Origin of the sequence: Amycolatopsis sp. cmx-11-12 (assembly GCF_046269425.1) — a bacterium.
Lineage (GTDB): Bacteria > Actinomycetota > Actinomycetes > Mycobacteriales > Pseudonocardiaceae > Amycolatopsis.
In genome coordinates, this window is the sequence record NZ_JADNQM010000030.1 from 81031 (window position 1) to 93476 (window position 12446).

A 12446-nucleotide genomic window follows, 5' to 3' on the forward strand; every position below is an offset into this window, starting at 1 on the left:
ATCACCGCCTGTTCTTCGGATCGAGGGCTTCCCGCAGTGACTCGCCGAGCAGCGTGAACCCGAGCGCGACGATGATGATCGCGATGGCCGGGTAGTACGCCAGCTCGGGGCGGATGTCGAGGAACTGCCGAGCGCTGCGGCTCAGCATGATGCCCCATTCCGCCCGGTTCGGGTCCGGGTCGCCGAGACCGAGGAACGACAGCGCGGCCGCCTCGAGGATCGCGGTCGCCAGCGTCAGCGTGGCCTGCACGATGAGCGGGCCGAGCGAGTTGGGCAGCATGTGCCGCAACACGATCGCCCCGCGTTTGACGCCGAGCGACGTCGCCGCGAGCACGTGGTCACTGTTTCTCTGCGCCAGCATCGAACCGCGCAGCAATCGCGCGAAGATCGGCACGCCGACCATCGACACGGCCACGATCACGGTCCACTGGCTCGGCTTCTGGAACAGCGCGGCGACCGAGATCGCGAGCAGCAGTGACGGCACCGACAGCATGACGTCGACCAGCCGCATCAGCACGGTGTCGACCCAGCCGCCGAAGGCACCGGCGAGGCCGCCGATGATCATGCCGACCACGACGCCGATGATGGTGGCGAGCACACCGACCAGCAGTGTGTTCTGCGCGCCGACCAGCAGCCGGGAAAGGTAGTCGCGGCCGAAGTCGTCGACACCGAGCGGGAAACCGGCCTGTGCGCCGGGGATGATGCCCTGGCCGAGGATGACCTCGCTCTGCAGGTACCGCTCGTAGGGGTCCTTCGGCGCGATGAACGGCGCCAGAATCGCCAGCAGCAGGAACAGGAAGGTGATCACGCCGCCGGCGATCGCCACCGGGCTCCGCAGCATCCGGCGGATCGCCTCGCCACCGAGGCTGTGCCCCTTCGCCGACGACGCGGCGAGCTTGTCGATCGGCTCTTTCTTCTTGTTCAGCAATGTGTTCATCGGACACGCACCCTCGGGTCGATGAGCCCGTACGAGACGTCGACCAGCATGTTCACCAGCACGTAGACCAGCGCGCCGAACAGCAGCAGCGCCTGCAGACGCGGGTAGTCACGCCGTTCGATGCCTTCGGCGAGCAGGAAGCCGAGACCGCGGAAGTTGAACACCCGCTCGGTCAGCACGGCGCCACCGAGGAGCGCGCCGGTCTGGAGACCGATGACGGTGACCACCGGCAGCAGGCCGTTGCGGAGCACGTGACGGCGCCGGACGACCGGCTGGGTCAGGCCCTTCGAGTTGGCCGTGCGGATGAAGTCCTCGTTCAGCACGTCCAGCACCGAAGCCCGGGTGATCCGGACGATGACCGCGAGCGGAATCGTGGCCAGCGCGAACGCCGGGAGGATCAGGTGGGTGATCGCGTCCCAGGCGGCGTCCCATTCCTGGGTGATGATGCCGTCGAGGACCGCGAACCCGGTGACCGTGGTGGCGTCGAGGCCCGCCATCTGACGGCCCTGTGAGGGAAGTCCCAGCGGGGCGGCCAGCGCGTCCTGCATCATGTAGCCGAGGAAGAACACCGGCACGGCGACGCCGATCAGCGAGAGCACGATGATGACGTTGTCGACGGCCCCGCCGTGGAAGCGGGCGGCCAGGTAGCCGAACGGGATACCGAGGCCCACCGCGATGAGCATCGCGCAGAAGCCGAGTTCGAGAGTGGCGGGAAGGAAGTTCCCGATCTCCGACATGACCGGCTGGGCGGAGACCAGCGAGTTGCCGAAATCGCCGGTGATGGCCCGGCCGAGGAATTTGAAGTACTGGACGAAAATCGGATCGTCGAGGCCGAGGAGCTTGTTCAGGTCGGCGATCTTCTCCGGGGTCGCCTTGTCACCCAGGAGGGCGCCGGCGGGGCCACCGGGCAGTGACCGGAGCCAGGCGAAGATCAAAATGGACAGGATCAAGAGCGTCGGTATCGCTTGTAGCAGCCGACGCACGAGAAAACGGAGCACGTGCGTTCCTTTGTTGCCAGCCCGGGAATGGACCACAGGGGGCAGGCGCGGTAGCGCCCACCCCCTGGTGGCTCAGTGGTGGTGGATCAGTTGACCGTGACGGTGTAGAAACGCTCGTCGGTCAGCGGGCTGGCCACCAGGCCCTTCACCTTCGGTCCGACGACGATCGCCGGGGGGCCGTAGGAGATGGGGATGGCGGGCAGGTATTCCATGATCTTCTGGTTCGCTTCCTGGTACGCCTTGGTGTGCGTCTCACCGGCGGGCGCGGCGTCCGCGGCGGAGATGGCGTTGAAGAGCTCGGCGTTGTTGAAGCCGAACTCCGGCTTCTCGCGGCCGAAGAAGGTACCCACGAAGTTACCGGCGTCGTTGTAGTCACCGGTCCAGCCGAGCAGGTGCACGTCCTGCTTGCCCGCCTTCTGGACGTCGTCCTTGTAGCCACCGTTCCACGGCTTGGCGATCGGCTCGACCTTGATGCCCATGGCCTTCATGTCCTCGGACAGCGAGGTGAAGATGTCCGCCGGGTTCGGCATGTACGGCCGGGTGACCTCGGTCGGGTAGTAGAACTTCAGCGTCATACCCTCGGCGCCGGCTGCCTTCAGCAGGTCTTTCGCCTTCTGAAGGTCGTACGGGTACTTCGTGACGTTCTCGTTGTAGCCGTCGATCGCCTTCGGCACGAACTGGGTCGCGGTCTCGGCGCCCTCGGGGAGCTTCGACTTCACGAACTGCTCGCGGTTGAGGCCGTAAGCCAGCGCCTTGCGGACGTTGATGTCCTTCAGCTTCGGGTTGTTCTTCTGGTTGATACCCAGGTACAGGATGTTGAACGACGGGCGGATGAGTACCTGCTCGCCGTCGTTGCGCAGCAGGCCGTAGTCCGCGGGCGACGGGTAGTCGTAGCCCTGGATGTCGCCGGCCTTCAGCGCCTGCTTGCGGGCGTTCTCGTCCGGGATGACCTTGAAGACCAGCTTGTCGAGCTTGGCCGTCTGGGTCGGGGAGTCGGTCGCCTTGGACAGCGTGATCTCACCCTTGGCCTGGTCCCAGCTGTCGAACTTGAACGGGCCGGTGCCGGTCGGGTGCTGCAGCGCGTACTCGGGGTACTGGAACGAGTCACCGCTCTGGGTGACGTTGTCCGCGTTGTACTTCTTCAGCGCGTCCGGGCTCTGCATGGAGAACGACGGCAGCGTGAAGGCCGCCGGGAAGGCGCCCTTGGCCTTGTTCAGGTTCAGGACGGCGGTCGACTCGTCCTTGACCTGGCAGTCCTTGAACACCGGGGCGCCGGAAGCGTCACCCTCGTTCTTCGCGAAGCCCTCGAAGACGTCGCCGTAGTAGATCATCTGGCTCTGGGCGGCGGCGCCCTTCATGTTGAACATGCGGTTGAAGTTGAAGCAGACCGCTTCGGCGTTGAACGGGGTGCCGTCGTGGAACTTCACGCCCTTCTTGAGGGAGAAGGTCCACGTCTTGCCTTCGTTGCTGCCTTCCCACTTCTCCGCCAGGCCCGGCTCGAGGTCCGCGGTGCCCGCCTTGTTCATGACCAGGGTGTCCATCACCTGGCGGATGATGCGGAAGGTCTCACCGTCGTCGTTGAAAAGCGGGTCGAACGTCTTCGGGTTACCGGCGGCGCCGAAGACCATGGTGCCTCCCGAGCCACCCCCTGCGCCTTCTTCACGCTTCGAATCGGCACAAGCGGAAATGGAGACCGCGAGTGCGCCGGCAAGCCCGATCAGGGCCACACGGCGTGCTCGGGTCACCCGCAGTTGCTGCATCTGGCACCCCTTGAGGAGAATTTCGGTGTTTTAGGCACCGCCGGCGTCGGTCGGTAACTCGAACTCCGCGGACGATCGGTGTGCTCGCCGACACTAGCGGGAACTCGGCTCGCACTTAAGCACGCGAGGTTACGATCGCGCTACGCGAAGGCCAATACGACCGCAAAGTGTCGGCAATTCCGGACGGAGCGTAATCAATTCGGCGCCACTAACGCGTAGAGTGCCGGACCACTAACGCAAATGGGTGTCCCCCACTACGCTCAATGGGTCACTGACAAAAGTGGACAAACACCGGCGGAAGCAGGTTCCTGCCGGATGTTAGCGGGTCCTTCACACCTGGCCCAGTACATGAAGGCCCCCTTCATGTACTTCAAGTGAGCGGCGGTACGGCCTGGGTCACCACACGGTCCGCCGCCGCCCTGGTCCCGTCGACGGTGAACCACCCGCGCTCGAACAGCTGCCAGCGCCGCAGGTCCGCCCGCGATTCCTCGCCGTCCCGGCCCGCGGCGCGGTCGAGGCGTTCGGTCTCGCTCCCGCCGTCCAGCCAGGTCAGCAGGGACAACGACGGCCGGATCCGCGCCCTGCCACTGGAAACGCCTTCCAGCACGAGGACGTCGGGGACGTCGATCTCGACTTCTTCACCCGGCCGCGGGACGCCGCTGGTCCAGTCCACGCGCCGGTAGCCACCCGGCCTGCCCGCGCGCAGCGGTGCCAGGACACCGGTTTCCAGCCTCGGCCACCACGAAACGGGCTCGTCCCAGGTGGCGAATTCGTCGGTGCTGACCAGGGCGACCCGGACGCCACGACTGTCGAGTTCCGCGACGACCTTCCCGGCGAGGGTGGACTTCCCCGATCCGGAAGGCCCGTCGATGGCGAGCAGGCGAACCGCGCCGAGCCGGGGCGGGGCCGCCAAGACCTCGTCGATCAGCGTGCGCGTGCGGGGCTCACTTCGGGGAGGCCTTTGACGTTGTCGGGAGCGGCCGTCCTCGCTTCGAGCGCGGCGACGCGTTCTTCCAGGTCACGCTGGGCGTCGGCGAGTTCGCAGCGGAGCAGCGCGATCTCTTCGACGGAGGTCCGGACCTCTTCTTCGAGATGCCCGACCTCGGTCGACAGATGCAACGCGACCAGTGCCAGCACCACGCCGGCCAAGAGGAATACGAAGTTCGACGGGGTCTGGACGCCGGTCACGCGAGCCAGGAAATCAGCGGCCTGCGGAACGAGCGCGAGAACCACGACGCCGAGCGAGAGGACGAGCCAAACGCCCGCGTACTTCTCGCGCAGTTTCCGCCGTCGCATCATCTCGAGAACGGCGAACAGCACCAAACAGGCGACGACGATGCTGAGAATGCGCCAGCCGTCCATGATCAGCTCCTTTTACGCCGAATCCGACGAGTCGACGGCGGGGCGGCGGCGCACCAGCGCCAGCAGCAGGGCAAGTCCGGCGCGGCCGAGGTAGACGGCCGATTTCACTGGCGAATGGCTCGGTGTCCCACCGATCCGTTCCCGCATGATCACCGGGATTTCCTTGATCTTCAGTTCGGCGCGGATCGCCATCACCAGCGATTCGACCGTGTCGCCGAGATATTCGGCCGGGTAGTAGCCCGCGAAAAGCTTGATCGCCTTCGGGCCCATCGCTTTGAACCCGGAGGTCACGTCGGTGAGTTTGGTCTTCCCGAGCCGGGAGAAAACGAGTGAGAGGACGACCATCGCGTATTTCCGCGGGCCGCTCGCCTTGTACGAACCCTTGCCCGCGAACCGCGAACCGATCGCGATGTCCGCGTCGTCGAGCGCGTCGAGCAGGGCGGCGACCTCGTCGGGATCGTGCTGGCCGTCGGCGTCGACCTGGACGACGACGTCGTAGCCGCGGGCGGCCGCGTACCGGAAGCCGGTACGCATCGCCCCACCGACGCCGAGGTTGACCGACAGGCGGGCCACCTCCGCGCCCGCGCCACGGGCGAGCTTGGCCGTGTCGTCGGACGAGCCGTCATCGACCACCAGCACGTCCATGCCCGGCAAGGACTGCTTGACCTGGGAAATGACCGCGGCGACGGTAGCCTGCTCGTTCAGGGCAGGCATCACGATGAGTACGCGACGGGTGGTCACGGACGTACTGGACACTGGATCACTCTATCTTCTTACTGGCCGTGAGCGGTGTCGGACCCGGTGGTGGCGCCGGCGGCGACCACACCTTGCTGACCTTCGATTTCGTAAACCGACGCGTCGGGGTTGTGATAGACGCGCTTGAAACCCGGAGTGATGTCGAGGCGCTGGAGGCCCACCGCGGACTGCGCGTTGGGGGCCACCTTGCCCTTGCCGACGATCGCGTAGCGCACCTTGAGGTCGGTGAGCGCCTCGCGCACGCGCGGCTCGCGGTTGATGTCGTTGAGGAACACGCTGAGCCAGCCCGCCTTGGTGGTGAACTCGGCGCCGTAGTTGGTCCACTCGACCGGCTGGACACCCGAAAGGGCGTACATCCACACCGAGCCGTCGGCCTTGTCGTTCATCACGCGCTCACCGGGCATGACGTGCTTCCCGAGCCAGGCGTAGGCCTCTTCCTCGCCCTTGCTGACCGAAGGGCCGTCCGCGCCGTAGTTCATCGCCAGCCGCGCGGAGTTGCGGCCGATGTAGCCGCCCCGGCTCAGCACCGCGACCACCAGCCCGACCACCAGCGCGCCGGCGATGGCCGCGGTGTACGGGTTCAGGTTCGGTTTGCGCTCGCCGAGCTTCTCGGCGAACTTGCCCGACGCGGTGTGCACGAACTCGCCGAACGCGACGGCGCCCGCCAGCGGGACGAGCGCGCCGATGCGCCAGTGGTCGTTGTAGAACACGCCGGTCAGGGTGTGGATGAGCGGCGTCTCCAGCGAGATCGTCGCCGCGAACAGGCCACCGAGGACGACGTACGCGCCGACCATCCAGAGCATCCGACGGTGCTTGACCAGGAAGAACACGCCGATGATCGCCGGGATGCCGATCCACCACTGTGGGAACGACGCCATCGGCGAGAACGTGATGGTCTGCCCGAGCGCGCCGGACACGCTGGTCTCCGACGCCCAGAACGCGCTGGTCACGCCGCCCGCGTTGTAGAGCGCGGGCAGGACCTGCGGAACGCCGAGCACGACCGCCATCACGATCGTGGCCACCAGTGAGGCCGCGCTGCGGCGCCAGCTGATCTTCTCGAAGCGGAACAGGACCGCGAGCAGGATCAGCAGGAAGTAGACCATGATCACGAAGATCAGGCTGGTGTGCAGGCCGGCCAGCCCGGCGACACCGACGCCGATCGCGACCGGTCCGGCGATGCCGCGCGGTTTGAGCAGCAGGCGGGCCAGCGCGAGCATCGCGGGCACGAGCGCCACACCGGCGACGTACGGCCACAGCGGGCCGCGCCACAGCGAGTCGTACGGGAAGGCGGTGAACCAGGTGGACACGGCCGCCGCGGCGGCGGTCGCGAGGACCGGCATGCGCCAGGCGCGGCACATCGCGGCGACGCCGACCGGGACGGTCAGCACGACCATGAGCGCCGCCAGGTTCAGCGTCGGCATCATCGTCAGGCCGCCCTTGCCGAAGATCAGGGCGAGCAGCGCGTGATAGGTGTCTGGGTAGAAGTAGTCGGTCTGGTTCGGCAGGTTGGCGATGGTGCCGACCGTCGACGCGCGCGCGTCGCCGTGCTCGGCGATCCAGCGCACCAGGTTGCCATGGAACGGCGCGTCCCAGCCCTGCTGGACGTTCTCCAAGGTGCGCGAACCGCGCAGGAAGGTCACCGTGCCGACGCCGAGGCCGACCACGACACCCGCGCCGATCAGCAGGTGATCGCGCAGGGAGCGTTTCGGCGCGTCCTCGTCGTCTTCGTCCCAGCCGGGGTGACGCTTCGCGGTGAAGCGGAGCACGAGGAAGGAAAGGCCGAAACCGACGACGGACAGCAGCAGGATCCACAGGCTGACGTTCAGCAAGGTCCAGCGGATGCCGGAACCGCCGAGGATCGGGATGCCGATGGCGACGAGGCCGAAGGTCAGCAGCGGGGCCGCGGCGGCGAGGGTCCAGCCGCGCAGCCTGATCGCGGCACCGAAGACGAGCCCCGGCAGCCAGAACGCCAGCAACACCAAAAGAACGTTCATCGAATTCGCTGTCCAACCCTATTCGGCGTTAAGAACGCCACCGGCCAGTTCCGGCCCGTGATGGCGCGGCCACACTATCGAGACGTTTCGGACGGCCGCGCGTTGCCCGTCTCGGGGGTGCCTCTCACCACGAACGCCATGACGACCAGGAGCCCGGCCGTCGGGCCGGCGGCGAGGCCGACGACGGCGCGCACGACGGTGTCGCCGGGGAAGAACAGCAGCACCAGCGCGGTCGCGACGACGACGACGGCCCAGGTGATCAGCACCTTCGTGGCCTTGGCCTGCGCGACAAGGACGGCGGCGAGGAGCTGCATCGCGGCCAGCAGCACCGACGACCAGACCAGCCCGGCCATCCACCAGGCCTCGGGGTCGTTCTTGTCGTCGTAGACGAAACGAACCACCCACGGGCCGATCAGATAGCCGATCAGCGCGCCGAGGGCCGCCAGCGCCAGCGCGCCCGCCGAACCCAGCGCGAGCAGCCTGCGCAGCCGGTGCTTGCCCTCGTCGGTGCTGGACAGGCGCACCACGGTCGGGACCGCGAGGGCCTGGACCGGCGCCATCAGCGTCAGCGGCGTCCTGGCCACGAACAGGGCGACGAACAGCACGCCGAGCTTGGCCTTGTCGCCGCCGGGCGCGAGCAGGCTGACCAGCGCCGGGTAGCCGGTGATGACGCTCGCGGTGAGCCCGGCGCCCGCGAGCAGCATCAGCATGTTCTTGACGATCGGTTTCGCGGGCTCGTCGGCGTCGAGTTTCGGGTCGACCAGACGGGCCGCGCCGCGGGCGAAGAGCAGCCAGGCGAACGAGCCGGTCGCGGCGGCGATGGCGAACCAGTACAGCTGGGTGAGCCCGGCGACCACCAGCGCGCCGACCACGAGGATCCGCACGGCCGCTTCGACCAGGATCAGCCAGGAGTAGGACCGGACGTGGTCCTGTCCGATGAGCAGACCGCGCGCCGCGAACTGGAAGGCGAACGAAAGCCCGCCGGCCAGCACGATCACGGCGAGCGCGAACTGGCCGCCGTAGACCTTGTCGGTCACCGCCGGGATGAGCGTGACCAGTGCCACGACGGCGACCGCGACCAGGCTGGTGACGAAGGCGATCACCGCGGGGCGTCCGGCCTTGCGGCCTTCGAGCGCGGCGTGCGCGGACTGGCGCGAGATCTCCTGTTCCAGCGGGGACAGGGCGGCGCCCAGTCCCATCAACACGCCCCAGAACGAGAGCAGGACGGCGTTGTCCGCTGTGGACAGTGTCCGGCCCCAGACGATGGTGAGCGCGTAGCCGAGGGCGATCGCGATCAGCAGGTAGACGCCGATCCGCCCGGCGGATTTGCCGGTGTTCTTGGCCAGTTTCTCGCTAGTCACCGCGGTGCTCATTTACCCTGCTGTTTTCGACCGAGCCGGGCACGCAGCGCCATGAAGAGGCCCCGGAGCGCTCCGGCCCCGAATCCGGCGGCGAACACCGGGGTGAGCTGGGCGACGGCCTTGGCCTCGGCCTTGGTCGCGCCGAACTTCGTCACCGCGAACCCGGCGGCCGTCGAACCCGCGGCGGCCAGCGCGACGGCGGTCTTCGGGCGCTTCGCGGCGACTCCGAGTCCGAGCACTCCGACGGCCATCGCGGCGAACAGGCCGTTGCGCGCGGGGCCGGGCGACGCGAGATACGAATCGACGAACGTGGTACCGCGGAAATACGACTGCCCGACGAACTTCTTGAACGAATCGCGGCCGTGATAGGTCGCGGAGAACTCCGGGGCGAGGAAGATACGGTGCCGTTCGGCGATCCAACGCAGAACACCGGTGTCGTCACTGGCGAAACGGACGTCTTCGAAGAGCGACTCGAACGCGTTGGACGAATCCTCGAGAACGTCCTTCGGCGCGGAAAAGAATCCGGTGCCTTTCGGGAAGACGTCGAACTCTTCGATACCGAACGACATCAACCGCGGGTTCGCGCAATAACGGCGCCACGGGATCTTGACCAGTCCCGCCATGAATCCCGCGTACGGATTGTGTTCGGACGCGACGTTGATGTGACCGTTCCACACCGTGCGCTCAGGGTGGTCGACGAGCTGGTCCCGGAGGAAGGTGAGCGAGCCGGAATCCACGATCACCCGGCTGTCGAGCAGCAGGATCTGCGTCCCGGACGCCTTCGCGATCCCCGCCCGGCGAGCCTCGAACCGGCCACTGTTCGGCTGGGTGAGGACGGTGATGCCGTAAAGCTCCTGCAACCTGGCCAGCTTGTCGCCGGTGCCGTCGGTACTGCCGTCGTCCACGACGACGACCTCGACCGGCCAGTTCGCCGCCTGTGCCGACGCGATCAGCGCGCCAACACTGCGGTCGATCCAGTCCTGCTCGTTGTAGACCGGGATCACGACGGACAGGGCAGGGAGGAGCGAATTCGCACTCACCCCGGCGAGGCTACCTTGCGCGGCCCACCAGTATCCTTCGGGCACCGCAGACCCCGACAGAATGGCCATCCCGGTGATTTCCTTCATTCTCGGCACCACGGCGGAACTGATCAAAATCGCGCCGGTCTACCACGGCATCCTCGAACGCGGGGTCCGGCCGAAGATCTGGTTCACCGCCCAGCACGTCGACGAGGTCTCGGACGTTCTCGCCGACCTGAACCTCCCGGAGCCCGACGTCTGGCTGGTGCCGAAGGAGAAGGCGCACAACCTGGAGTCGCCCGCGCAGGTCCCCGGCTGGGCCGCGCAGGTGCTGCGCACCGCGTGGAGCCGCCGCGCCGAGCTGAAGGCCGCGCTGGTCGAGGACGGGCGTCCGCCGCTGGTGCTGGTGCACGGGGACACCTTCACCACGCCGTACGGCTCGCTCATCGGGAAGCGGATCCTCAAGTCGCGGGTCGGGCACGTCGAGGCGGGCGCGCGGTCAGGCAGCATCATGTCGCCGCTGCCGGAGGAGCTGAACCGGAAGATCGCCGCGAAGATCGTCGACATGCACTTCGCGCCGAGCGCGCGTGAGGTGAACAACCTCCGCAACGCCCGCGGCGTCGTCGTCGACACGGAGGCCAACACCGCGATCGACGCGATGCGGCTCGCGATCAACGGACCGCTCGACATCGAGGGGCTGCCGGAGAAGTTCGGCCTCGCCACCCTGCACCGCTTCGAACTGGTCTCGCGCGCGGACAAGTACCGCGAGGCGCTGGAGATCCTGCGCGAACAGAGCAAGCAGATGCCGATCCTCTACATGGCGGGCGCGCCCGAGCGCGAAAAGATCCGCGCGCTGGGCCTGGCGAACCTCTTCGACGAGAAGAACTTCATCATCCAGCCGAAGATGCGGTACCTGAAGTTCCTGCCGCTGGTCGCGCGGGCCGAGTACGTCGTCACCGACTCCGGCGGCCTGTCGGCCGAGTGCTACTACCTCGGCCTGCCGTGCGCCGTGCACCGCGAGCGCACCGAGACGCCGCAGCACCTCGGCGAGACCGTCGTGCTGACCGAGATGCGCGGGGACAAGCTGCAGAACTTCCTCGACACCTACCAGAACCGCCGCGGCGAGTCGTGGGTCGAGAAGTTCCACCCGTCGGAGATCATCGTCGACACGCTGGCGCGCCTCGGCTACTGCTGACGCGCTTCGCGGGCCGTGTTATGAACGGACCGTTTATAACAAAATTTGTTATAAACGGTCCGTTCATAACATCCGGTAGCTAGAGAACCCGCCGCCCCGAGAGGGCGCGGCCCAGCGTCAGCTCGTCCGCGAACTCCAGGTCCCCGCCCATCGGCAGCCCCGAAGCGAGCCGGGTCACCGACAGGCCGGGGAAGTCGCGAAGCATCCGCACGAGGTACGTCGCGGTCGCCTCGCCTTCGGTGTTCGGGTCGGTCGCGATGATGATCTCGCTGATCTCCGCGCCGCCGATCCGCGCCAGCAGCTCACGCATCCGCAGCTGCTCCGGCCCGATGCCGGACAACGGGTCCAGCGCGCCGCCGAGCACGTGGTAGCGGCCCTTGAACTCGCGCGTCCGCTCGACGGCGAGTACGTCCTTCGGCTCCTCGACCACGCAGATGACCGTGAGGTCGCGGCGGGTGTCGCGGCAGATCCGGCAGGTCTCCTGCTCCGAGACGTTGCCGCAGACCTCGCAGAACTGCACGCCTTCCTTGACCTTGCCGAGCACTTCCTGCAACCGCGCGATATCCGCGGGATCGGCGGCCAGCAGGTGGAAGGCGATCCGCTGCGCGCTTTTGGGACCGACGCCGGGCAGCCGCCCGAGCTCGTCGATCAGATCCTGGACGACACCCTCGTACAAGCTAGCCGCCGAGCCCGGGGAAGCCGCCGAGGTCCGGCATCCCGCCACCGAGGCCGCCGGCGAGGGGGCCGAGCTTCTGTTCGGTGAGCTTCTGCGCGTTGGCCGAGGCGTCCCGCACGGCCGCGACGACCAGGTCGGACAGGGTCTCGACGTCGTCGGGGTCGACCACCTTGGGGTCGATGGACAGCGACTTGAGCTGGCTGTCACCCGACACGGTCGCGGTGACGAGACCGCCGCCGGAAGTGCCGGTCACCTCCGTGTTGGCCAGCTCTTCCTGGGCCTCGACCAGCTTCTGCTGCATCTGCTGGGCCTGCTGCATGATCTGCGACAGGTCGAAGCCGCCACCGGGTTGCACCATGATCCGATCGGTCCTCTCCTGGAAAATCCT

At 67.3% G+C, this 12446-nt stretch carries 12 protein-coding genes; 1 reads left to right on the forward strand and 11 read right to left on the reverse strand.

What is annotated here, in order from left to right; all coding sequences use genetic code 11:
• Position 1: 1 nt before the first annotated feature.
• The 9 genes from ACLARN_RS32505 to ACLARN_RS32545 all read right to left on the reverse strand — a co-directional run bounded on the left by ACLARN_RS32505 (position 2) and on the right by ACLARN_RS32545 (position 10208).
• A complete protein-coding gene (locus tag ACLARN_RS32505; protein ID WP_409495288.1) occupies positions 2-937 on the reverse strand; it encodes an ABC transporter permease in 936 nt (311 codons plus the stop codon).
• Positions 934-1935 (reverse strand): ABC transporter permease, encoded by a 1002-nt coding sequence (locus ACLARN_RS32510; protein WP_409495289.1) that lies wholly within the window; start codon positions 1933-1935, stop codon positions 934-936. The genes ACLARN_RS32505 and ACLARN_RS32510 overlap by 4 nt, the downstream gene beginning before the upstream one ends.
• 86 nt (positions 1936-2021) lie before the next feature.
• Complete coding sequence (locus tag ACLARN_RS32515) at positions 2022-3563, reverse strand: ABC transporter substrate-binding protein (protein ID WP_409495290.1); 1542 nt, start codon at positions 3561-3563, stop codon at positions 2022-2024.
• Between the two features lie 502 nt (positions 3564-4065).
• Positions 4066-4608, reverse strand: a complete 543-nt coding sequence (locus ACLARN_RS32520; RefSeq protein ID WP_409495291.1) for a uridine kinase — start codon at positions 4606-4608, stop codon at positions 4066-4068.
• An 11-nt stretch (positions 4609-4619) separates the two neighbouring features.
• The gene (locus ACLARN_RS32525) at positions 4620-5057 is read right to left on the reverse strand and encodes a DUF2304 domain-containing protein (RefSeq protein WP_076156096.1); all 438 of its coding nucleotides are present in this window, start codon (positions 5055-5057) and stop codon (positions 4620-4622) included.
• 12 nt (positions 5058-5069) lie between these two features.
• On the reverse strand, positions 5070-5771 hold the full coding sequence (locus ACLARN_RS32530) for a glycosyltransferase family 2 protein (protein WP_409495320.1): 702 nt from the start codon (positions 5769-5771) through the stop codon (positions 5070-5072).
• A 59-nt stretch (positions 5772-5830) separates the two neighbouring features.
• A complete protein-coding gene (locus tag ACLARN_RS32535) occupies positions 5831-7807 on the reverse strand; it encodes a DUF6541 family protein (RefSeq protein ID WP_409495292.1) in 1977 nt (658 codons plus the stop codon).
• A 74-nt stretch (positions 7808-7881) separates the two neighbouring features.
• Entirely contained in the window at positions 7882-9180 is a 1299-nt protein-coding gene (locus ACLARN_RS32540; protein ID WP_409495293.1) for a hypothetical protein, read from the reverse strand.
• Positions 9177-10208, reverse strand: coding sequence for a glycosyltransferase family 2 protein (locus ACLARN_RS32545; protein WP_409495294.1), 1032 nt, complete (start codon positions 10206-10208; stop codon positions 9177-9179). The genes ACLARN_RS32540 and ACLARN_RS32545 overlap by 4 nt, the downstream gene beginning before the upstream one ends.
• A 61-nt stretch (positions 10209-10269) precedes the next feature.
• Here ACLARN_RS32545 and ACLARN_RS32550 point away from each other — a divergent pair, with 61 nt between their 5' ends.
• The gene (locus tag ACLARN_RS32550) at positions 10270-11382 is read left to right on the forward strand and encodes a UDP-N-acetylglucosamine 2-epimerase (protein WP_409495295.1); all 1113 of its coding nucleotides are present in this window, start codon (positions 10270-10272) and stop codon (positions 11380-11382) included.
• Between the two features lie 79 nt (positions 11383-11461).
• Here ACLARN_RS32550 and recR read toward each other — a convergent pair whose 3' ends face one another.
• Positions 11462-12058 (reverse strand): recombination mediator RecR, encoded by a 597-nt coding sequence (gene recR / locus ACLARN_RS32555; RefSeq protein WP_409495296.1) that lies wholly within the window; start codon positions 12056-12058, stop codon positions 11462-11464.
• A 1-nt stretch (position 12059) separates the two neighbouring features.
• Positions 12060-12416: a YbaB/EbfC family nucleoid-associated protein gene (locus ACLARN_RS32560; RefSeq protein ID WP_007035126.1), complete on the reverse strand. Its 357-nt coding sequence runs from the start codon at positions 12414-12416 to the stop codon at positions 12060-12062.
• Positions 12417-12446: the final 30 nt, after the last annotated feature.

Bases quoted from the DNA above. Each gene is read 5' to 3' on its own strand.
- ACLARN_RS32535 (WP_409495292.1), bottom strand. From the start codon at position 7,807: ATGAACGTTCTTTTGGTGTTGCTGGCGTTCTGGCTGCCGGGGCTCGTC.
- ACLARN_RS32550 (WP_409495295.1), top strand. From the start codon at position 10,270: ATGGCCATCCCGGTGATTTCCTTCATTCTCGGCACCACGGCGGAACTG.
- ACLARN_RS32540 (WP_409495293.1), bottom strand. From the start codon at position 9,180: ATGAGCACCGCGGTGACTAGCGAGAAACTGGCCAAGAACACCGGCAAA.
- ACLARN_RS32525 (WP_076156096.1), bottom strand. From the start codon at position 5,057: ATGGACGGCTGGCGCATTCTCAGCATCGTCGTCGCCTGTTTGGTGCTG.
- ACLARN_RS32530 (WP_409495320.1), bottom strand. From the start codon at position 5,771: ATGCCTGCCCTGAACGAGCAGGCTACCGTCGCCGCGGTCATTTCCCAG.
- ACLARN_RS32505 (WP_409495288.1), bottom strand. From the start codon at position 937: ATGAACACATTGCTGAACAAGAAGAAAGAGCCGATCGACAAGCTCGCC.
- ACLARN_RS32515 (WP_409495290.1), bottom strand. From the start codon at position 3,563: ATGGTCTTCGGCGCCGCCGGTAACCCGAAGACGTTCGACCCGCTTTTC.
- ACLARN_RS32560 (WP_007035126.1), bottom strand. From the start codon at position 12,416: ATGGTGCAACCCGGTGGCGGCTTCGACCTGTCGCAGATCATGCAGCAG.